A 20698-nucleotide genomic window follows, 5' to 3' on the forward strand; every position below is an offset into this window, starting at 1 on the left:
CCGCAAGGGCTTGATGGGGATACCTGAAATCTAACTGGCGGTCGGTCACAGGCCTGTGTATAAACCGGCCCTTCACAATCGCCATTAAGTTGCGGTTTTTGCTCAGGAGTTAAGGTCATGTCCGAGCGGTGGACGCCCGATAGCTGGCGCACCAGGCCGGTGCTGCAGGTCCCGGAATATCCCGATGCCAAGGCATTGGCCGATGTCGAGGCGCAGCTCGCCACGTTTCCCCCGCTGGTGTTCGCCGGCGAAGCCCGCAGCCTGAAGAAGGCGCTGGCGCGCGTCGCCGCCGGCGAAGCTTTCCTGCTGCAGGGCGGCGATTGCGCCGAGAGCTTTGCCGAGCATGGCGCCAACAACATCCGAGACTTCTTCCGCGTGCTGCTGCAGATGGCTGTCGTCCTGACCTATGCCGGCGCGCTGCCGGTGGTGAAGGTCGGCCGCATCGCCGGGCAGTTCGCCAAACCGCGCTCGTCGAATACCGAGAAGGTTGGCGGCGTCGAGCTGCCGAGCTACCGCGGCGACATCATCAACGACATCGCCTTCACTCCGGAAGCGCGCATCCCGGATCCGCAGCGCCAGTTGATGGCCTACCGGCAGTCGGCTGCGACGCTTAACCTGTTGCGCGCGTTTGCCACCGGCGGCTTTGCCAATCTCGGCAGCGTCCATCAGTGGATGCTTGGCTTCCTCAAGGATTCCCCGCAGTCGCGGCGCTACAAGGAGCTGGCGGACCGCATTTCGGACGCGCTGAACTTCATGCGCGCTTGCGGGCTTGATCTGGAAAGCCATCCCGAACTGCGCGCCACCGATTTCTACACCAGCCATGAGGCGCTGCTGCTCGGCTACGAGCAGGCGATGACGCGGGTCGATTCCACCACCGGCGACTGGTACGCCACCTCCGGCCACATGATCTGGATCGGCGACCGCACCCGCCAACTCGATCACGGCCACGTCGAATATTTCCGCGGCATCAAGAACCCGATCGGCCTGAAATGCGGCCCCTCGCTGAAGCCGGACGAGCTGTTGAAGCTGATCGACATCCTCAATCCGGACAACGAGCCCGGACGGCTGACGCTGATCAACCGCTTCGGCTCGGACAAGGTCGGCGATCATCTCGCGCCGCTGATCCGTGCCGTGCAGCGGGAAGGGCGGGTCGTGGTCTGGTCGTGCGACCCCATGCACGGCAACACCATCACCTCGACCTCGGGCTACAAGACCCGGCCGTTCGATCGCGTGCTGTCGGAGGTGAAGTCGTTCTTCGCCATTCACGCGGCGGAGGGGACGCATGCCGGCGGCGTGCACCTGGAAATGACCGGGCAAGACGTCACCGAATGCATCGGCGGCGCCCGCGCCATCACCGACGAGGACCTCAACGACCGCTATCACACGGTCTGCGATCCCCGCCTCAACGCCGAACAATCGATCGACATGGCCTTCCTGATCGCCGAACTGCTCAAGCAGGAACGCGCCGGTAAGGACAAGCCGATGCCGGCCGCAGCGGGACTTTGACTTGCTGCGACTTTGGCGAGCCACCATCAACACGCGTAACGGTCTCGCTTTTGCGATCCGATCGGAGCAGGCCGTCCGCGAGGAACTGCTTGCGCTGGCGCTTTCGGTGCCGCTGGCCTGGCTGGTCGGCGCGACTGTCATGCGCCGCGTGGAACTAGTCGCGGCCGTCGCCTTTGTGCTTGTGGTCGAGATCCTCAATACCGCGATCGAGAAGCTGGCCGACCGCCTCACTACCGACCACGATCCGCAGATCGGGCGGGTCAAGGATATGGGGTCGGCGGCAGTCGGCGTGGCGCTTCTGATGGTCGGGGCGTTCTGGCTCTTTGCCATCGCCGAACGCATAGGCGCGTTCTAGATATGCGGTACTGATCTGGATCAGAACCGCATATCTAAGCTTTTGTTTTGACGCGTTTTCTTCATGCGAACCGGTGTCCGCTTCGCTCGAAAACGCCATCAAGGCAGCAATTGCAGTTTGCTCTTGTGCAAGGCACCATCGCCCCATGACCGACACTTTTACGATCACGCTGGCGCAGTTGAATCCGACGGTCGGCGATATCCCGGGCAACACGGCCAAGGCGCGCGCCGCGCGCGACAAGGCCAAAGCCGATGGCGCCGATCTCATGGTACTGCCCGAACTGTTCATCTGCGGCTATCCGCCGGAAGACCTGGTGCTGAAGCCGGCGCTCCAGGCCGCCTGCCGCGCCGCGGTCGAGGAGTTGGCGCGCGAGACGGCGGGCGGCGGGCCGGCGGTGCTGATCGGCACGCCCTGGGTCGAGGATGACAAGCTCTATAATGCCTGCGCACTGCTCGATCAGGGCCGCATCGCCGCGCTTCGCTTCAAGGCCAATTTGCCGAACTATGGCGTGTTCGACGAGAAGCGACTGTTCGCGCGCGGTCCCGCTGCCGGGCCGGTGACCGTCCGCGGCATCCGCGTCGGCGTCCCGATCTGCGAGGACATCTGGCTCGAAGAGTCCGAGGAATACGAAAACGTCGTCGAATGCCTTGCCGAGACCGGCGCGGAAATTCTGGTGGTGCCGAACGGCTCGCCCTATGCGCGCGACAAGAACGACCTCCGGCTGTCGATCGCGGTCGCCCGCGTCACCGAGAGCGGGCTGCCGCTGGTCTATCTCAACCAGATCGGCGGGCAGGACGAACTGGTGTTCGACGGCGCCTCATTCGCACTCAACGCCGATCTCTCGGTCGCAGCGCAACTGCCGGCGTTCGAGGAGAGCATCGTCACGCTGCGCTGGACCAAGGGAGCCGATGGCTGGCGCTGCTCGGGGCCGGTGGTGCCGCTGGTCGAGGGCGACAAGGGCGATTACGCGGCCTGCGTGCTCGGCCTGCGCGATTACGTCCGCAAGAACGGCTTTCCCGGCGTGCTGCTCGGCGTCTCCGGCGGCATCGATTCCGCGCTGTGCGCGGCGATCGCAGTCGATGCGCTCGGCGCCGATCAGGTTCGCGGCGTGATGCTGCCGTTCCGTTTCACCGCGCAGGTGTCGCTGGATGATGCGGCCAAACTGACGAAGGCACTCGGCATCCGTTACGAGGTGCTGCCGATTGCCGATGCCGTCAACGGATTTGAAAAGATCCTGTCGGGCCCCTTCGCCGGCCTGCCGCGCGACATCACCGAAGAGAACCTGCAGGCACGTACCCGCGGCACGCTCTTGATGGCGATTTCCAACAAGACCGGCGCCATGGTGGTTACGACCGGCAACAAGTCGGAAATGTCGGTCGGCTACGCCACCATCTATGGCGACATGAACGGCGGCTTCAATCCGATCAAGGACATCTACAAGACCGAAGTGTTCCGCCTCTCCAGCCTGCGCAACGAGTGGAAGCCGGACGGCGCGCTCGGGCCGTCAGGCGAGGTCATCCCGGTCAACATCATCACGCGGCCGCCGACGGCTGAACTGCGCGAGAACCAGACCGACCAGGATTCGCTGCCGCCCTACGAGATGCTGGACGGCATTCTGGAGCGGCTGGTCGAGCGCGAGGAGCCGCTGGCCACGATCATCGCCGCCGGTTTCCCGGCTGATGTGGTGACGCGGATCGATCGCCTCCTCAATGTCGCCGAATACAAGCGCCGTCAGGCGGCGCCGGGCGTCAAGGTGACCGAAAAGAACTTTGGCCGCGACCGCCGCTATCCCATCACCAACCGCTTCCGCGACAACGGCAAGGAACTGCCGGCCCCCGACGACAAGCTTGTCGCGCGCGCTGGCCGCGCGTCGGCCGATGTGTTTGACGGATAGGCTCTAGCCCAGCGAATTGATGATTTCCCGATGGCTGGGTCACGAGCAGCCATTGCGGGTCGGCTCGCTAAACGTCGGCTTTGGCCACAAGGCGGCATTCAGACGGCCTAACCAGGTTCGCTTTTCCCCTGGAGGCAGACATCACGGTTGCCACAGCCCGCGTCCTCCAAGAGTCGAAGCAGACCTCTGGCCGGCCGAGATCCATCTCAACGCAGGACGTTCGGAAGTCTGCCGCGTCATGCCCGCTAAATATCAAACCGGTACACTTGGGGCGATTGATCTTGGGCTCTTGACGAGCGACAATATGGACATGGAGAAGCGCCATCCGATCTGGAAAGATCCCTCTTGGCTTCCCTATTGTTTGGCCATCCTGATATTTTTTTGTTCGCGGGTGGTGGTCGCACTCGGACTGGTATTCTCTCAAAAATATCTGCCCTCCGGGCCCGATGTCTGGTCTGCGGGACCGATCTGGTACCACCAATTGCTGCAATGGGACTCGGAATGGTATTTCAAGATCGTCACAGATGGCTATCAGTATAACGGCGATCCGACTGTTCAACAGAACATCGTGTTCTACCCGCTGTATCCGATGCTCGCACGGGGCCTGGCGACGATTAGCGGTCTCACGCCTGCGGATGCATTGCTGTTGGTATCGAACGTAGCTGGATTGCTCGCGATCGTCTTGCTTTTCAAGCTGGTTCGCGAGGAATTTGGTGATCAACTGGCTCTCGCCACAATCGCGCTGCTCAGCTTTTTTCCCGCTTCGGTCTTGCTATCGGCCGGATATACCGAGCCCTTGGCACTGCTGCTAATCGTCTCGTTTTTTCTTGCTTTGAAACGAAAATACTACTTGTCGGCAGCACTGCTTGCAGGCTTGGCAGTTTCTACCCGATCGACGGGCGTTGTTCTATTGCCTGTCCTTCTTTGGGAGATGTGGACCAATCGCGATCAGACGAAGTTCCTTCTTACCCTCGTGCCATGCGTCCTTCTTGCGACGTCGGGCATCTGGCTATTCATGATTTACCTCTGGAGCGCTTTCGGAACTCCGTTTGCTTTTGTGGATGGGCAGGTGGCGTTCCATCAAGGAACGACGCTAGCGACAAGATTGATTGCGGCACTAAAGCTTGAGCCGTTCACACGGATGATGCTCAATGATTGGAATCCATGGGGACAAGCTAGCTGGTTTACATTATTGTTCATCATCCTGATTGTTTTGGGCTGGTCTCGACTGCGCGCAAGCTGGACACTGTTCGCCATGGCTGTCTTGTTGCTACCATATCTAACACTCAGCGGTGGGCCAGCAGGCTTCGTCTCTATGAGTCGATTTAATCTCGTTTCATTTCCCCTGTTTGTTACGTTGGCTGGTTTAGGATTGCGAGCGAAGTGGCTTATGGCAGGAGTGATAGGACTCTTCGGCGCGTCCTTGTTCATGAACACCGCCTTGTTTGCTCGTAGAATTTGGATTGGTTGAGCGCTACAAATACTCGCGATGACATGCTTGAGCAGCGACCCAGTTCGCCCCCCACCAAGAGGGCAGCATATTGCAATCCGTATCCAAAATTCCCGGTCGCTATTATCTGGCAATCTTTGTGCTGGCGTTCGCGACGCTTTCCTACCAGATCCTGATAACGCGCTTCTTCAGCGTTATGCTCCATTATCATTTTGCATTCGCGGCCATTTCACTTGCCATGCTGGGGCTCACCCGCGGAGCGATGCAGGTCTACGGCAAGCCCGCCCGTTATGCCGCCGAGCGGGTCGGAATCGAATTCGCGCGCCACGCGTCATGGTTCGCACTCAGCAGCGTTGGCGCAATGATCGTCTTCCTGTGCGTGCCGCTCGTCGTATCTGCGGAAAATGTGCCCTTCGCCCTGGCGCTGGCGACCATCGCCTTCGTGGCTCCGTTCACGGAAGGCGGGGTTTGCATCACGCTGTTGCTCACGCGCTTACCCTATCGCGGCGGGTGGCTCTATGCGGCCGATCTCCTGGGCGCCGCAGTTGGATGTCTCGGGGTGATCTTCATACTGCTGGTGATTGACCCCGTAAGCGCCACGTTATGGATCGGAGCCTCTGCTGCTGGCGTTGGCTGGATCGTCGTTCGCACCAGCGATGACGTCCGTAGTGTGCGTTTGAGCGGGGCTGTCGCGCTAACGCTGGCCGTCGCGGCCACCATGCACTCCGGCCTTGACCTGACCGGTCGAAGCCATCTCGGTGTGTTCTGGGCCAAGGGCGCTGAGCAGACCGGCACGCTGTTCGAACGCTGGAATACCTATTCGCGGGTAAGGGTGCGCGAATTGGCCGAGAAGGTCCCGATTGGCTGGGGTCTGGTCCGCACTCCTGATGCCCGGGTCGACCAACACCACCTCGACATCGATGCCGATGCAGGCACCGTCATCACCAGGTATGACGGCGACATCGGAAAGCTCGCCTACCTGAAAGATGATGTCATCAATGCGGCTTACCTCGTGCAGCCGGCGACCGACGTCGCTGTCGTTGGCGTCGGCGGCGGTCGTGACATCCTTTCCGGTCTTCTCTTCGGCGCCGACCGGATTCGCGCAATTGAGATCAACCCGGCAATTTTCGAAGTGCTCACCGAAAAATTCGCCGATTTCTCTGGCCATCTCGATCGCCAGCCCGGCGTATCCTTGGTCAATGCCGAAGCGCGAAGCTACATCAACCACTCGTCCGAGCGGTACGACCTGGTGCAGATTTCGCTCATCGACACCTGGGCGGCGACGGTGGCCGGTGGCCTGACGCTCACCGAAAATCGTCTCTATACCGTTGAGGCGTGGGATGATTTTTACCGGGCGCTCAAGCCTGGCGGGCTGTTGTCGGTATCACGCTGGTACGGTGCCGAGAAGCACCGTGGCGAGCTATACCGGCTGATTGCGATTGCCGCGAGCGCGCTGCAGCGCAGGGGAGTCTCGGCCGGTGAACTGCGGCATCACGTCGTCACGGTCAACGTCGGCAACATCGTGACGGTGATTACCCGGCCTGACGCATTCAGCGACGCACAATGGCAAGGCGCGCGCGAGAGGCTTCAGGCGCAGGGCTTCAAGATATTGTTGGGGCCGGACGTCACCTTCGATGCCGTCACCTCGACATTGCTGTCCGACAAGGCAGACCAGGCTTTCTTCGATTCGCTGCCGGAAAACATCGCTGCTTCGACGGACGACAATCCGTTCTTCTTCTATACGTCGCGCTTCAGCGATTTCGTGAGCATCCATAGTTGGGACATCATGAGCAACAATGTCGCGATAGGCGTCACCGGCTTGCTCATCATCGTAGGGCTCTGCGCTTGCGGATATTACATCGTGCTGCCCTTCTTCCGTCTTGTGAGGCGGATGCCAATGGCGACGCTGACGCCGCCCGTGGCCTATTTCAGCGCGATCGGGATGGGCTTCATGCTGATCGAGATATCGCAGATGCAGCGCCTGATGGTTTTTCTCGGACATCCCGTTTACGGGCTGAGCGTCGTGCTATTCACAATTCTTCTCTTTAGCGGGATTGGCAGCGCCACGGTCGGTGCGGATACCTCCTCCCGATCACGCGTCGCCGTCTTCAGGATTGCCGCCCTCCTCACCACGCTCGTGGTGGCGGGGCTGCTGACGCCGCTGGTCACCACCTGGGCGCGGTCGCTGTCAACCGACATGCGTATTCTGGTGTCTGTCCTGCTGCTGGCTCCTCCTGCGTTCTGCATGGGGATGATGTTTCCGCTCGGCCTCGGTGTCTGGCGGCGTCATGATGAACTGCTGCCGTTCTTCTGGAGCACCAACGGAATTACGTCGATGTTCGCGTCGGTGCTGGGTGTGGCGTTATCGATCCAGTTCGGCATCGCCAAGACCTATGCGTTGGGGGTGTGCTTTTATGCGGTTTGCGCCATCGTGATCATTGCAAGCCGCTGGGTGCAGTCGATCGACATGTCAGCCGAGAAGGGCGCCGTTGGCCCCGAGGCTGGTATCGCAGGAAAGGAAGGCGCCACGATTCGGCGGCCACATCGGTAAAGGGAAGTACAAGCGACGCAGGACGGCTACGGGAAAACGCTTTCAGCGTGCGCGTCCGCGCGCTTCCTGGCATGCGCCCAGTTGCAGGCTGAAGCACCTGCTTGCCACAAGACAACTACGTCGGCGACGCGAAGAACAGGACTCGTATGAGGTGCGTGTATTCGGATTCGAATACCATGATGGCTACGAACACCAGCACCAGCACCGGCGGCAGCAGGATGGCATAGGCGAGCGCCAGCCGTTCCCAGGCCATGTGCATGAAGACGGCGACGATCAAGCCGGCCTTCAGCACCATGAACAGCAGGATCAGCGACCATCTGAGATAGCCCTGGAGGCCAAAGTAGTCGACGAGATAGGAGCACGCGCTGAGGACGAACAACCATCCCCAGACCACCAGATAGACCTTGATCGGGTGCTGCTGCCCCTCTACGTGCGGAGCTGCGACAGCGTCATGCACATGGGTATGCAGCGAAGGTCGCTGTGCTTCCAAGTCGATTGCCACATTTGTCATGTGCTGACCTCACCACAGATAAAAGAAGGCAAAGATGAACACCCACACGAGATCGACGAAGTGCCAGTAAAGGCCGGTGATTTCGACGACCTCGTAATTCCCCTTCCTGCTCGTGAAAAAGCCGCGCCTTCCGACGTCAAAATCTCCCCGCCAGACCTTTCGCGCGATGATGACCAGGAAAATCACGCCGATCGTCACGTGCGTGCCGTGAAAGCCCGTGATCATAAAGAAGCTGGAGCCGAACTGTGCCGCGCCCCAGGGATTTTCCCAGGGACGCACGCCCTCCATGATCAGCTTGGTCCATTCGAATGCCTGCATTCCGACAAACGTTGCGCCAAGCGCCGCCGTGACCAGCATCAAGACCGCGGTTTTGACACGATCGCGGCGGTAACCGAAGTTGACGGCCATCGCCATGGTCCCGCTGCTGCTGATCAGGACGAAGGTCATGATGGCGATCAGAATGAGTGGGATATGATGCCCCGCAATCTCGAGCGCGAATACCTCACTCGGATTCGGCCATGGCACGGTCGTGGACATGCGCGCCGTCATGTATGACAGCAGAAAACAGCTGAAGATGAAGGTGTCGCTCAGGAGGAAGATCCACATCATGGCCTTCCCCCAGGAGACATTCTTGAAGGCGCGCTGATCCGAGGACCAATCGGCAGCGATGCCCTGCCAGCCGGCTGCCCGCGCAGGCGGTTGTCCATGGGTTGTCAGCGCAGTCTCTGCCATCTGCTCTCTCCTAGGTGAGCAACCGGCGACAGATGTCGACGAAATCGTCCGTCCAGCCTGTCAGCAGGCCGAGCAAGGCCAGCCAGACCAAGAGCAGGAAGTGCCAGTAGATGGCGCAAAGTTCCACACTCAGGCGCATCTGTGCCATTTCAACGCCACGCCAGGCCTTGGCAGTCGTTCTGCCCAGCGCCACCAGGCCGCCGATCAGGTGCAGTCCGTGCGCAGCTGTGATTAGATAAAAGAAGGAATTGGCTGGATTGGACGCGACGAAATAGCCCGCGGCCCTCAGCTGTTGCCACGCCAATAGTTGCCCGACCAGGAATGTAACGGCGGCTACTCCCCCAGCGCACAGGCCGATGACGACATCTTCCACGTCGTCCCGCCGCGCGGCCACGTAGGCCCATTGCAGCGCGACGCTGCTCAGGACCAGGACGCTGGTGTTGAACCACAGCAGTCCAGGCACCGGCAGTGTCCGCCAGTCCGTCATGTTCATGCGCATGGAGTAGGCGCTGATGAAGAGTGCGAACAGCGATCCCACGACGGCGAGAAACACGCCCAGTCCGATCTTCGCGGCAGGCCAGGTCATGGTATCAGTGCCGGGAAAATCCCCAAGCGCACCTTCTTCCAGCCAGGGTTTGGCCGTCAGCCGTTGCTGCGAGAGCCACCATCCGGCGATGACCGCGATCACCGCCATGAACAGGACAATGGCACTCACGGCGCAGCTCCCTGCAGGGCTGGCGTCGCCCGTGGCTGGTTCTGCGGAATGAAGTCCTGCGCAGCACCCGGCACGCTGTAGTCATAGGCCCAGCGATAGACCACCGGGAGTTCCTTGCCAAAGTTGCCGTGCCCGGGCGGTGTCTCCGGCGTCTGCCACTCCAGTGTTGTCGCTCGCCACGGATTGCCACCCGAAGGCCGGCCCTTGAAGTAGCTCCAGGCAAGGTTGAACAGGAATACCATCTGCGCGAAGCCCACGATCAAAGCCATGATGGAGATGAAGGCATTGAGCGTATGGGTCGATGAGGGGATGAACGCCGCTTCGCCGATGTCGTGATACCGGCGCGGAACGCCAAGCAGTCCAATATAATGCATGGGGAAGAAGATCAGATAGGCGCCGAGGAACGTGACCCAGAAATGAAACTTGCCCAGCGCGTCGTTGAGCATCCGTCCCGTCATCTTGGGATACCAATGATAGATCGCGCCCAGCACGACCATGATCGGCGCCACGCCCATCACCATGTGGAAATGCGCGACGACGAACATGGTATCCGATAGCGGGACATCCACGACCACGTTGCCGAGGAAGAGGCCGGTGAGCCCGCCGTTCACGAACGTAATGATGAAGCCGAGCGCAAACAGCATCGGGACGGTGAGATGGATGTCGCCGCGCCACAGGGTCAATACCCAGTTGTAGACCTTGATGGCGGTCGGGATGGCGATGATGAGCGTCGTGGTGGCGAAGAAGAACCCGAATTTCGGGTGCATGCCGCTCACATACATGTGGTGCGCCCATACGACGAAGCTGAGTGCGCCGATCGCAACGATCGCCCAGACCATCATGCGATAGCCGAAGATGTTCTTCCGCGCATGGACGCTGATCAGATCGGAAACGATACCGAAGGCGGGCAGGGCGACGATGTAGACCTCCGGATGGCCGAAGAACCAGAACAGGTGCTGGAACAGGATCGGGCTGCCGCCGCCATACTTCATCTGCTGCCCCATCTCGACCAGGGCCGGCATGAAGAAGCTGGTTCCGAGGAGGCGGTCGAACAGCATCATGACGGAGGCGACGAACAGCGCCGGGAAGGCCAGTAGCGCCATGATGGTAGCCGTGAAGATGCCCCACACCGTCAGCGGCATACGCATCAATGTCATGCCGCGCGTGCGCGCCTGCAGCACGGTCACGACATAATTCAGACCCCCCATGGTGAAGCCGATGATGAACAGGATCAGGGAGGCCAGCATGAGAACGATGCCCCAATCCTGTCCGGGGGTGCCGGCAAGAATTGCCTGCGGCGGGTACAGCGTCCAGCCGGCGCCGGTGGGCCCGCCGGGCACGAAGAACGTCGAGGCCAGCACCAGGACGGCGAGCAGATAGACCCAGTAGCTCAGCATGTTCACATAGGGGAAGACCATGTCCCGCGCGCCGACCATCAGCGGGATCAGGTAATTGCCGAAGCCTCCCAGGAACAGCGCCGTGAGCAGGTAGATCACCATGATCATGCCGTGCATGGTGATGAACTGGAGATATTGATTGGCATCGATAAAGGAGAATGTGCCGGGAAATCCCAGTTGCAGCCGCATCAGCCACGACAGCACCAGTGCTACCAACCCGATGGCCGTCGCTGTGAGCGAGTACTGGATGGCGATGACTTTGGCGTCCTGCGAAAAGACGTACCGCGTCCACCAGCTCCTGGGGTGATAGAGATCAACCTCCGCCACTTCGGCAGGCGGGACATCTGTGACGGCATCATACGGAACATCGACCATAGAAATTCCTCCTCGGTCGCTTCCATCGGGAGTGAAGATTTGGCCTCACGCGCCCGATCTATCTTCGCTGCGGCACTTACTTGCCGCCGGATCTGTACGTCGCCTTCGTAACGGCGTTTCGGCCTGACAATTCTGCGAACGTCTTCTGTTGCGCCAGCCAGGCGCTATATTCGCTTTCTTCCTCGACGATGACTTTGGTGCGCATCTGCGCGTGCGCCGCGCCGCACAGCTCGGCGCACAGCACATCGAACGTTCCCGTGCGGATCGGAGTCATCCAGAAATAGGTGACCATGCCGGGCACCATATCCATCTTGGCGCGGAATTCGGGCACATAGAAATCGTGCAGGACATCGACGGAGCGGAGCAAGACCTTGACGGGCTTTCCGACCGGCAGGTGCAGCTCACCACTTTCGATCACGACGTCGTCTTGCCCGTGCGTGTCGTCGCGATTCAAGCCCAAGGGGTTTTCGGGACTGATGTGGCGGACATCGGTTGTGCCCATACGGCCATCCTTGCCCGGCAGGCGGAAGCTCCACTGCCACTGCTGGCCCATCACCTCGATCTCGGTGGCGTCAGCCGGAACCGTGACGAACTGGTGCCAAACGAATAAGCCTGGTGCCAACATGGCTGCGACGCCGATCGCCGTTCCGATGCTGAGCCACCATTCGAGCTTTTTGTTTTCGGGATTGTAGTGCGCCTGTCTTCCCTCCTTGTGGTGAAAGCGGAAGACGCAGTAGGCCATGAATGCGATCACGGCGAAGAAAACAATGCCGGTGATCCAGAAGGTGATGCTGATGGTGTGGTCGATGTAGCTCCAGTTGGTGGCAATCGGCGTCCACCACCACGGGCTGTAGATGTGAAACAGCACCGAGCCGACCGCAACCAGCAGCAGTATGATAGCAACAGCCATCCTCATTCCTCCTTGCCATCAAAGGCAACGGAGACGAATCGAGGGCGGAGCTCGCACTGTCGATGGCCGACTTCACATGCGCCATCGCAGTGCGTCTTGCCTCGCCCACTATGACCGGTCGCGACATCAAAACGTGGCACCGAGCACACGTTACGACCGCTAGTCATCAAATCGGGGCGCCAGAAATCAAGATGATACGCGTCGAGGCTGCCGTCAATAGAGCAATAAGGAACCTGCGGCTCACGCATATGCGCTGTACGATGCACAAGCCGGCGAGCGTCAGCTGGCACAACGGCTGATGATGCGCCGCACCAAACCGTGTGCGTTCACAATTCACCCAACAGTGCGTGCTTTCTGCTTCCAATCGCGCTAAGGTCACAAGGCAGGTCGCGACAAGTTTCGTCCGGCTAAGCTCCATTCGCTGAACTTGGGTTTGCCGTACCCGGCTCGACCGCGACTCTCGCACATGAGGGCGGAGGCGCGCGGGTTGCGGCGCGTCGTTTTGACCGCCGCAACTTGAGAGCACGGGAGGGTGCGCATGGCCACTCTGTATTCCGACAGCATCGCAAGAGTAGGACGGCACGTATTCGGCGAGGCCGCCACATATCCGATTCGCAAAATCGAACTGTCCGATCTCGGCGAGGCGCTGCGCCTGGGGTGGGAAGACTTCAAGGCAATGCCGAGCCACGCCGTTGTGGTGTGCGTGATTTATCCTGTTCTCGGTATTGCCCTGTTCAGGATGGTCCTCGGCTATTCGGTACTGCCGCTGCTGTTTCCGCTGGCAGCCGGGTTTGCCTTGCTTGGACCTTTTGCCGCGATCGGTCTCTACGAGCTCAGCCGCCGCCGCGAGCGCGGCGAGGAGGTCAGCGTATCGGACGCACTTCACGTGCTGCGCGCTCCGTCTTTGGGCGCGATGGTCGAGCTCGGCATCCTCCTGCTCGTTCTGTTCGGGGCCTGGATTGGCGCAGCGAACGCTATCTACGTTGAAATCTTTGGCCACGCCCCGGCCGCGAGCATTCCCGACTTCGTAACGCGTGTGCTGACGACGCGGGAAGGATGGTTGCTCATCGTCATAGGTTGCGGCGTCGGCTTTCTGTTTGCGGTCGTGGCGCTCTGCGTCAGTGTCGTGTCGTTCCCGTTGATGCTTGACCGGCATGCCACTGCAATCGACGCCATCCGGACGTCGCTGTGGGCTGTGATGAAGAATCCGATCCCCATGGCCGGGTGGGGGCTGATCGTCGCGGCGCTGCTGGTGATCGGTTCGCTACCGCTCTTCGTCGGTCTCGCCGTCGTTTTGCCGGTGCTCGGTCATGCCACCTGGCATCTTTACCGGAAAGTGGTGGAGCCGAATCCCAACCCTCCGGAGGAACATCCCCACCCGCGGAAGGGACATCGCTACGCGGCGGATTTTCCGGCCGTTCTGTTCCCGTGGAGCCGTGAGCGCGAGCCGTAGCGACGGAACGCGAGCGCGCGGTGCGTAGCGGGCGAACACCGAAAGCGGTGCTCGCCCGTCCGGATCGGCGTCCGCCGCCGGTAGCTGGTCGAGGAGCTACTGCTTCGGCGGGATGAAGGTCGGGCCGACGGTGCGGATCTGCTTGTCGTTAGCCGCGGCGGTCGTATCGGCAGGAGCCGGCGCCGGCGCGGCGGCGGTGCTCGCGGGCGCGGTGCCCTTCTTGGGTGGCGGCGCGCCCTTCGACTGCCCGCGCTGCTGCATCCGCTTGGCGCTTTCCTCGGTGACGATGATGTCGCCCTGCTGTTCGACCGAGGCCTTGTCGTCGACGGATTTCAGCGCTTCCGACCAGGTCTGGCCCGCCGCCTTGCAGGAGCAGGAGGCGTTGAACTCGGTGCGGAACTTGAACGCGTTGGGCAGCGAGGAATAGGGCTGGCCGTTGATCGAGACTGCCTGATTGATGTCCTCGCCGGGATTGCGATAGGTGAACAAGTTCGCCTCTGCCGCCGGGCAAAGCGCCTTGCAGGTCCTTTCGTCGTCCTGAAAGCGCGCCTGGTAGGTGGCGAACGACACCGGGAAGTAGGCACCGTCGCAGCTGCGGACGCAGACGGTGCGGAAGGTGCCGGACGGCGGGCCGAGTTCGGCGCTGGGCGGCGGGATCGTGTTGTTGTTGTTGCCGAACAGGCTGTCGATGAAATTGCCGGGGCCGCGGGCGGCTGCCGCATATTGCGGGCCGCAATTGTTCTGCGCCAGCGCCATCATCACCGAGCGGCGCTGGTTTTCGCGGTCGGCGCCGCCGATGCCGCCGCTGCGCAGACGCTCCAGGCTGGTGGTGATCTGGTCGAGATTGGCGCGCATCTGCTGGATCTGGTTGTTGACCGGGCTGCACTGCGCCGACTGGCCGTTGAACAGCGAGAAGAAGCCCGAGCTTTCGCAGCCCATGCGCTTGGCCTGCAGCGTGACGCGATCGAGTTCGGCCTGCTGCTTGGCCTGGGCCTCCTGATAGCGGCGGATCTGCTCATCCTTGGCGGGATCGCCGGTGCCGGCGCCGCGGTCGATGGTTGCCAGCTGTCCCTCGAGCCGGATGCAGATCGGATTGGCTTGCGCGCCCTGTTGCGGCGGCGGAGGCGGCGCGGCGCCGGGGGGCATCTGCGCCATGGCGTCCTCATTGGGCTGCGCCAAAGCGGGCGCGCCAGGCTCGGTGACGCCGAGCAGGACGGCGCAGGTCAAAATCCGGAGAGAGAAGGGAATGATGCGAATTTCCAGCATATCCGGCCATTGAGGGCTGATCCGCGCGGCTTGAAAGCCTGGTGGCGCGGCCAAGGCGGCATTCTGCGGCCAAGACCGCATCCAATACCTGCTTCTCGGGGCAGCGTCACGTCGTTTCCGGGGCGCGGATGTGGCAAACCGGCCCTTGAAATTACTGAAGAAGCGCCTTTAGCGCTGGCAGGTAATAGCAACATAGTCGCCGCAGGCTGGGCCTGAGCACTTGTCGCCGCCATCAATTGGAACCGCACCGGTAACTTCGTCGGGCTCGACGCGGCGATAGGCGGTGGCCTGCGCAAATTCCCGTGACTGGCAGTAGGAGCGGGCGGCGTGGGCGCCGCATTTGTCGCCGCGGGCGAGGCACTCGTCCACGCCGTAACCGTCGGCCTGGTTGGCAACGATGAAAACGCGACTGTCGGCGGAAGCGGCCGAGACGGCGGCAAGCAGGAGAGCACAGGCAATGAGTGCGGAGGAGCGCATGGTGAACACCGGCAGGGGCGAAGGGGACCGCGCTCAGGAATAGGCCCAAAGGGTTAACAATGATTAACCATGAGGGCCGAGCGGCGGCGAAAAGGAAGGTTCCGCAGCCTGATCGGCCTCAAATTGGGCACGAGCAAGGCCTTGACGGCATCGTTCCGATACCGCAATGGTGGAACCATGAACGGTCTCCTCGCCATCTGCAGCATTTGCCGCGAGATTATTAGCTAGCGATTCGCTGGCAGGCCGTCTTTTCTCAAAAATGAGATCACTGGACGCCCGGCCGCAAGGGATGGGTACGTCATGGAATTACGCCTGTACGATACGTTGACGAAGGAGAAGCGGCCGTTCGTGCCGCTCGATCCGAAGAACGTCGGCATGTATGCCTGCGGACCGACGGTCTATGACTTCGCCCATATCGGCAATGGTCGCGCGGCGATCGTGTTCGACGTGCTGTTTCGCGTGCTGCGCTATCGCTATGGCGCCGGGCACGTGACGTACGTTCGCAACATCACCGACGTCGACGACAAGATCAACGTCCGCGCCGCACGCGACTATCCCGGCGTGCCGTTGAACGAGGCGATCCGCAAGGTCACCGAAGAGACCTATCAGCAGTATCAGGACGACGTCTCCGCGCTCGGCTGCCTTGCGCCGACGGTGCAGCCGCGCGCGACCGAGCATATCCCGGAAATGCGGGCGATCATCGAGAAGCTGGTCGCCGGCGGCTTTGCCTATGTCGCCGAGGACCACGTGCTGTTCTCGCCGCAAGCGATGAACGATGCCAATTCGGTGATGCCGCGCTACGGCGCGCTATCGAAGCGGTCGCTCGACGAGATGATCGCGGGCGCCCGCGTCGACGTCGCTCCCTACAAGCGCGATAATACCGACTTCGTGCTGTGGAAGCCGTCGAAGCCGGGCGAGCCGTCGTGGCCCTCGCCATCGGGGATCAAGGTGGAGGGACGCCCCGGCTGGCACATCGAATGCTCGGCGATGGCCTGGAAGCATCTCGGCGAGAAGTTCGACATTCATGGCGGCGGCATCGATCTGGTGTTTCCGCACCATGAGAACGAACTTGCGCAGACCTGCTGCGCCTTTCATTCCGACCGCATGGCGAACGTCTGGATGCACAACGGCTTCCTGCAGATCGAGAGCGAGAAGATGTCGAAGTCGCTCGGCAACTTCTTCACGATCCGTGACCTGCTGGCCGATTGGCCTGGCGAGGTGCTGCGCCTGAGCATGCTGAGGACGCATTACCGCTCGCCGCTCGACTGGACCTCGAAGGGTACCGAAGAGAGCGCGAAGACGCTTGACGACTGGTATGCGATCGCGGCCGACGCCGAGGGCGGCGAGCCGTCGCCGGCGATGATCGAAGCGCTCTATGACGATCTCAACACGGCGCAGGCGATGGCTGTTCTGCACGGCCTGCGCAACGCCGCCGCGTCGGGTGGTGCGCGCGAACGCGGCGAGTTTGCGGCGTCGCTCCGGCTGCTCGGTTTCCTTTCGGTGAGCGCTGCGGCGTGGAAGGGACGGAAGCAGCAGGCGAGCGGCATCGATGCAGCAGAGGTCGATCGCCTGATTGCCGACCGCGCGGCGGCGCGGGCGCGGAAGGACTTCAAGGAATCCGACCGCATCCGCGACGAACTCGCCGCGATGGGCGTCGCCATCAAGGACGGCAAGGACAAGGACGGAAGACCGGTTACCACATGGGAGGTCGCGTGATGGACAAGCCCGATACCCCGTTCCCGAAACACTGGCGTTATTACATCTTCATCAAATGGGCGCTAATCGTTGCCGCGGTCATACTGGCCTTGCGATTGTTCGGAGTGATTTGACGCGATGGGACAGGCCTTGCCCAAACCCGGCTTGCGGCCGTTTCTGCCGGCGGATGTGCCGATGCTGGCGGCGATCTTTGTCGCCGCCATCGAGGGGCTGACCGGCGACGACTACAGCGAGGCGCAGCAGGAAGCCTGGGCTGCCGCTGCCGAGGACGAGGAAAATTTCGGCAAGAAACTCGCCGGGCAGTTGACGCTGATCGCGACCATCCAGAACGCGCCGGTCGGCTTCGTCTCACTGCAAGGGCCTGACCATATCGACATGCTGTTCGTGCATCCGAGCGTGGCCGGGCAGGGTATCGCCTCGATGCTGGTCGATGCGCTGGAAAAACTGGCGGGCGCGCGCGGCGCGAAAACCCTGACGGTCGACGCCAGCGACACCGCGGAGCCGTTGTTTCGGAAGCGCGGCTATACCGCCAAGCAGCGCAATACCGTTTCGCTCAATGGCGAATGGCTCGCCAACACCACGATGCAGAAGACGCTGGCAGACGCCGCGCCGGGAGCGCCGACATGAGTCGCGAACGCCTTTATCTGTTCGACACTACGCTGCGCGACGGCGCGCAGACCAACGGCGTCGATTTCACGCTGCATGACAAGCAGATCATCGCGCAGATGCTCGATGAACTCGGCATCGACTATGTCGAGGGCGGCTATCCCGGCGCCAACCCGACCGATACCGAATTTTTTGCCGAGAAGCCGAAGTTCGAACACGCCAAATTCACCGCCTTCGGCATGACGCGCCGTCCGGGCCGTTCGGCCTCGAACGATCCGGGTCTTGCGGGGCTGCTGGAAGCCAAGGCCGATGCGATCTGCTTCGTCGCGAAATCCTCCGCCTACCAGGTGCGGGTGGCACTCGAAACTACCAACGAGGAAAACCTCGCCTCGATCTGCGACAGCGTCAGCGCGGCCAAGGCCGCGGGCCGCGAGGTAATGGTTGATTGCGAGCACTTCTTCGACGGCTACAAGGAGAATAGTGATTTCGCGCTCGCATGCGCCAAGGCCGCCTATGATTCCGGGGCGCGCTGGGTGGTGCTGTGCGACACCAATGGCGGCACCATGCCGCATGAGGTCGAGGCCATCGTAGGCCACGTCGTCAAGCAGATCCCGGGCAGCCATGTCGGCATCCACGCCCATAACGACACCGAGCAGGCGGTGGCCAACTCGCTGGCCGCGGTGCGCGCCGGCGCGCGGCAGATCCAGGGCTCGCTCAACGGGCTCGGCGAGCGCTGCGGCAACGCCAATCTCTGTTCGCTGATCCCGACGCTGCGCTTGAAGAACGAATTCTCCGACGCCTTCGAGATCGGCGTCACGGACGAGAAGATGGCGACGCTGATGAAGGTGTCGCGGACGCTCGATGACATGCTCAACCGCGCGCCGAACCGCCACGCGCCCTACGTCGGCGAGAGCGCTTTCGTGACCAAGACCGGCATTCATGCCTCGGCGGTCCTGAAGGACCCGCAGACCTACGAGCACGTATCGCCCGAATCCGTCGGCAATCACCGCAAGGTGCTGGTGTCGGATCAGGCCGGCCGTTCCAACGTGATGGCCGAACTCGACCGCGCCGGCATTCCCTACGAGAAGACCGATCCGAAACTGGCGCGGCTGGTCGAGGAGCTGAAGGAGCGGGAAGCAGCGGGCTTTGCCTATGAATCCGCCGACGCTTCGTTCGACCTGCTGGCGCGGCGCACGCTCGGCCGGGTACCGGAATATTTCAAGGTCGAGCAGTTCGACGTCAATGTCGAGCAGCGCTACAACGCCAACGGCCAGCGCGTCACGGTGGCGCTCGCCGTGGTCAAGGTCGATGTCGCCGGCGAACGGCTGATCTCGGCGGCGGAAGGCAACGGCCCCGTCAACGCGCTCGACGTCGCGCTGCGCAAGGACCTCGGCAAGTACCAGAAATACATCGAGGGCCTGAAGCTGATCGACTACCGCGTGCGTATCCTCAATGGCGGTACTGAAGCGGTGACGCGCGTCTTGATCGAGAGCGAAGACGAGAACGGCGAGAGCTGGACCACGGTCGGCGTCTCGCCCAATATCATCGACGCCTCGTTCCAGGCGCTGATGGATTCGGTGGTCTACAAGCTGGTGAAATCAGGCGCACCGGTGTGAGCCAAAATGTGTAGCCCGGATGGAGCGCAGCGCCAATCCGGGATTCCGCACGTGGCTTGAGTGCCCCCGGATTTCGCTGCGCTCCATCCGGGCTACGGTTCGTTCGCAATGACGGGAAGAGAGCAGGGGATATTCGATGATCGACCACATCTCCGTCGGCGTAGCCGATCTCGAACGCGCCGCGCGTTTCTACGAAGCAACGCTGGCAGCCCTCGGCCTCACACGCCTTGTCACCCGTCCCGCCACCATCGGCTTCGGCAAGACCTATCCCGAATTCTGGATCAACCTGCGCGCCGGCATGGCAAAGGTAGCGCCTGAGAGCGGCACGCACATCTGCCTTCGCGCCAAAACCACTGATGATGTCGATGGGTTTCATGCGGCCGCGCTGAAATCCGGCGGCCGCTCCGACGGCGCGCCGGGCCTGCGCCCGCATGATCGCGTGAAGTATTACGCGGCCTTCGTCATCGATCCCGACGGCAACCGCATCGAAGCGGTGACGTTTCCGGCCGAGTGAAAGTGTAACGACTACAACTTCCGCGCCAGTTCCGGCGCCATCTCCTTGGCGCCTGCCGGAGTACGGGCGGCGGCGGCACGCAGCCGCGGCACGATGTCCTCGACCCGTTCAGCCTTGAGGAAATCGATATCCAGCGACGGACGGATGAATTCGGTTTCGCGCATATGCGCCAGCAGCGCGATCAGCGGCTCCCAGAAGCCGTCGATGTTGGCGAGCAGAACCGGCTTGGAGTGACGGCCGAGCTGCTGCCAAGTCATCTGCTCGACCAGTTCCTCCAGCGTACCGATGCCGCCGGGCAGTGCCACGAAGGCGTCGGAGTGTTCGAACATCAGCCGTTTGCGTTCGTGCATGTCGGGTGTGACGATCATCTCCTGCACGCGCCCCATCATATGTTCGCGCGACTTTAGAAATTCCGGAATGATGCCGGTGACCAGTCCACCGTGATCCAGCGTGGATTTGGCGATCGCGCCCATCAGCCCGACTGATCCGCCGCCATAGACGAGGCGGATATTGTTCTCGGCGAACGCTTTTCCCAAGGCTTGGGCCGCTTCGACGAAGCGGTGGTTGGAGCCGGGGCCGGAGCCGCAATAGACACAGACGGTTTTGATTAGTTCGGTCTTGATTTGATCCATGGAGATCATTTGGCACCGCACC

18 protein-coding genes are annotated in these 20698 nt (G+C 61.7%); 10 read left to right on the forward strand and 8 right to left on the reverse strand.

All coding sequences use genetic code 11. The features are described from left to right. Positions 1-117: 117 nt before the first annotated feature. The 5 genes from ACH79_RS28590 (at position 118) to ACH79_RS28610 (ending at position 7756) form a co-directional block, all read left to right on the forward strand. The gene (locus ACH79_RS28590) at positions 118-1506 is read left to right on the forward strand and encodes a class II 3-deoxy-7-phosphoheptulonate synthase (RefSeq protein WP_161853910.1); all 1389 of its coding nucleotides are present in this window, start codon (positions 118-120) and stop codon (positions 1504-1506) included. Between the two features lies 1 nt (position 1507). Beyond that, a complete protein-coding gene (locus ACH79_RS28595; RefSeq protein WP_161853911.1) occupies positions 1508-1861 on the forward strand; it encodes a diacylglycerol kinase in 354 nt (117 codons plus the stop codon). 145 nt (positions 1862-2006) lie between these two features. Then, positions 2007-3755, forward strand: coding sequence for an NAD+ synthase (locus ACH79_RS28600; protein ID WP_161853912.1), 1749 nt, complete (start codon positions 2007-2009; stop codon positions 3753-3755). Between the two features lie 238 nt (positions 3756-3993). Next, entirely contained in the window at positions 3994-5226 is a 1233-nt protein-coding gene (locus tag ACH79_RS28605; protein WP_161853913.1) for a glycosyltransferase family 39 protein, read from the forward strand. Between the two features lie 70 nt (positions 5227-5296). After that, positions 5297-7756, forward strand: a complete 2460-nt coding sequence (locus ACH79_RS28610; protein WP_246738172.1) for a hypothetical protein — start codon at positions 5297-5299, stop codon at positions 7754-7756. 115 nt (positions 7757-7871) lie between these two features. On the opposite strand, the gene ACH79_RS28615 is transcribed toward ACH79_RS28610, so the two are convergent. The 5 genes from ACH79_RS28615 to ACH79_RS28635 all read right to left on the reverse strand — a co-directional run bounded on the left by ACH79_RS28615 (position 7872) and on the right by ACH79_RS28635 (position 12396). Further along, complete coding sequence (locus ACH79_RS28615) at positions 7872-8267, reverse strand: cytochrome C oxidase subunit IV family protein (protein WP_161853914.1); 396 nt, start codon at positions 8265-8267, stop codon at positions 7872-7874. A gap of 9 nt (positions 8268-8276) precedes the next feature. Next, the gene (locus tag ACH79_RS28620; RefSeq protein ID WP_161853915.1) at positions 8277-8999 is read right to left on the reverse strand and encodes a heme-copper oxidase subunit III family protein; all 723 of its coding nucleotides are present in this window, start codon (positions 8997-8999) and stop codon (positions 8277-8279) included. 10 nt (positions 9000-9009) lie between these two features. Further along, positions 9010-9714 carry a cytochrome c oxidase subunit 3 gene (locus ACH79_RS28625; protein ID WP_161853916.1) on the reverse strand — a complete coding sequence of 235 codons (705 nt, stop codon included), beginning with the start codon at positions 9712-9714 and terminating at the stop codon, positions 9010-9012. Beyond that, on the reverse strand, positions 9711-11486 hold the full coding sequence (locus tag ACH79_RS28630) for a cbb3-type cytochrome c oxidase subunit I (RefSeq protein ID WP_161853917.1): 1776 nt from the start codon (positions 11484-11486) through the stop codon (positions 9711-9713). Before ACH79_RS28630 ends, ACH79_RS28625 begins: the two co-directional genes overlap by 4 nt. Positions 11487-11562: 76 nt before the next feature. Continuing rightward, positions 11563-12396, reverse strand: coding sequence for a cytochrome c oxidase subunit II (locus ACH79_RS28635; protein WP_161853918.1), 834 nt, complete (start codon positions 12394-12396; stop codon positions 11563-11565). Positions 12397-12934: 538 nt separating this feature from the next. Here ACH79_RS28635 and ACH79_RS28640 point away from each other — a divergent pair. Then, positions 12935-13849, forward strand: coding sequence for a DUF2189 domain-containing protein (locus ACH79_RS28640; protein WP_161853919.1), 915 nt, complete (start codon positions 12935-12937; stop codon positions 13847-13849). 96 nt (positions 13850-13945) lie between these two features. Here ACH79_RS28640 and ACH79_RS28645 read toward each other — a convergent pair whose 3' ends face one another. Next, entirely contained in the window at positions 13946-15115 is a 1170-nt protein-coding gene (locus tag ACH79_RS28645; RefSeq protein ID WP_161856623.1) for a DUF2865 domain-containing protein, read from the reverse strand. Positions 15116-15283: 168 nt separating this feature from the next. Next, positions 15284-15592, reverse strand: a complete 309-nt coding sequence (locus tag ACH79_RS28650; RefSeq protein WP_161853920.1) for a hypothetical protein — start codon at positions 15590-15592, stop codon at positions 15284-15286. A 300-nt stretch (positions 15593-15892) separates the two neighbouring features. Between ACH79_RS28650 and cysS the strand changes: the two genes are divergently transcribed. The 4 genes from cysS to ACH79_RS28670 all read left to right on the forward strand — a co-directional run bounded on the left by cysS (position 15893) and on the right by ACH79_RS28670 (position 20044). After that, the gene (cysS, locus tag ACH79_RS28655; RefSeq protein ID WP_161853921.1) at positions 15893-17308 is read left to right on the forward strand and encodes a cysteine--tRNA ligase; all 1416 of its coding nucleotides are present in this window, start codon (positions 15893-15895) and stop codon (positions 17306-17308) included. Positions 17309-17425: 117 nt separating this feature from the next. After that, positions 17426-17935, forward strand: a complete 510-nt coding sequence (locus tag ACH79_RS28660; RefSeq protein ID WP_161853922.1) for a GNAT family N-acetyltransferase — start codon at positions 17426-17428, stop codon at positions 17933-17935. Further along, positions 17932-19530, forward strand: a complete 1599-nt coding sequence (gene cimA, locus ACH79_RS28665; RefSeq protein ID WP_161853923.1) for a citramalate synthase — start codon at positions 17932-17934, stop codon at positions 19528-19530. The genes ACH79_RS28660 and cimA overlap by 4 nt, the downstream gene beginning before the upstream one ends. Positions 19531-19666: 136 nt before the next feature. Further along, on the forward strand, positions 19667-20044 hold the full coding sequence (locus ACH79_RS28670; RefSeq protein ID WP_161853924.1) for a VOC family protein: 378 nt from the start codon (positions 19667-19669) through the stop codon (positions 20042-20044). Positions 20045-20055: 11 nt separating this feature from the next. On the opposite strand, the gene ACH79_RS28675 is transcribed toward ACH79_RS28670, so the two are convergent. Continuing rightward, positions 20056-20676 (reverse strand): TIGR00730 family Rossman fold protein, encoded by a 621-nt coding sequence (locus tag ACH79_RS28675; protein WP_161853925.1) that lies wholly within the window; start codon positions 20674-20676, stop codon positions 20056-20058. Between the last annotated feature and the right edge of the window lie 22 nt (positions 20677-20698).

Origin of the sequence: Bradyrhizobium sp. CCBAU 051011 (assembly GCF_009930815.1) — a bacterium.
Taxonomy (GTDB): Bacteria; Pseudomonadota; Alphaproteobacteria; order Rhizobiales; family Xanthobacteraceae; genus Bradyrhizobium.

Bases quoted from the DNA above. Each gene is read 5' to 3' on its own strand.
- cimA (WP_161853923.1), top strand. From the start codon at position 17,932: ATGAGTCGCGAACGCCTTTATCTGTTCGACACTACGCTGCGCGACGGC.
- ACH79_RS28670 (WP_161853924.1), top strand. From the start codon at position 19,667: ATGATCGACCACATCTCCGTCGGCGTAGCCGATCTCGAACGCGCCGCG.
- ACH79_RS28615 (WP_161853914.1), bottom strand. From the start codon at position 8,267: ATGACAAATGTGGCAATCGACTTGGAAGCACAGCGACCTTCGCTGCAT.
- ACH79_RS28650 (WP_161853920.1), bottom strand. From the start codon at position 15,592: ATGCGCTCCTCCGCACTCATTGCCTGTGCTCTCCTGCTTGCCGCCGTC.
- ACH79_RS28675 (WP_161853925.1), bottom strand. From the start codon at position 20,676: ATGGATCAAATCAAGACCGAACTAATCAAAACCGTCTGTGTCTATTGC.
- cysS (WP_161853921.1), top strand. From the start codon at position 15,893: ATGGAATTACGCCTGTACGATACGTTGACGAAGGAGAAGCGGCCGTTC.
- ACH79_RS28640 (WP_161853919.1), top strand. From the start codon at position 12,935: ATGGCCACTCTGTATTCCGACAGCATCGCAAGAGTAGGACGGCACGTA.
- ACH79_RS28630 (WP_161853917.1), bottom strand. From the start codon at position 11,486: ATGGTCGATGTTCCGTATGATGCCGTCACAGATGTCCCGCCTGCCGAA.
- ACH79_RS28590 (WP_161853910.1), top strand. From the start codon at position 118: ATGTCCGAGCGGTGGACGCCCGATAGCTGGCGCACCAGGCCGGTGCTG.
- ACH79_RS28645 (WP_161856623.1), bottom strand. From the start codon at position 15,115: ATGCTGGAAATTCGCATCATTCCCTTCTCTCTCCGGATTTTGACCTGC.
- ACH79_RS28635 (WP_161853918.1), bottom strand. From the start codon at position 12,396: ATGGCTGTTGCTATCATACTGCTGCTGGTTGCGGTCGGCTCGGTGCTG.
- ACH79_RS28620 (WP_161853915.1), bottom strand. From the start codon at position 8,999: ATGGCAGAGACTGCGCTGACAACCCATGGACAACCGCCTGCGCGGGCA.
- ACH79_RS28660 (WP_161853922.1), top strand. From the start codon at position 17,426: ATGGGACAGGCCTTGCCCAAACCCGGCTTGCGGCCGTTTCTGCCGGCG.
- ACH79_RS28605 (WP_161853913.1), top strand. From the start codon at position 3,994: ATGCCCGCTAAATATCAAACCGGTACACTTGGGGCGATTGATCTTGGG.
- ACH79_RS28600 (WP_161853912.1), top strand. From the start codon at position 2,007: ATGACCGACACTTTTACGATCACGCTGGCGCAGTTGAATCCGACGGTC.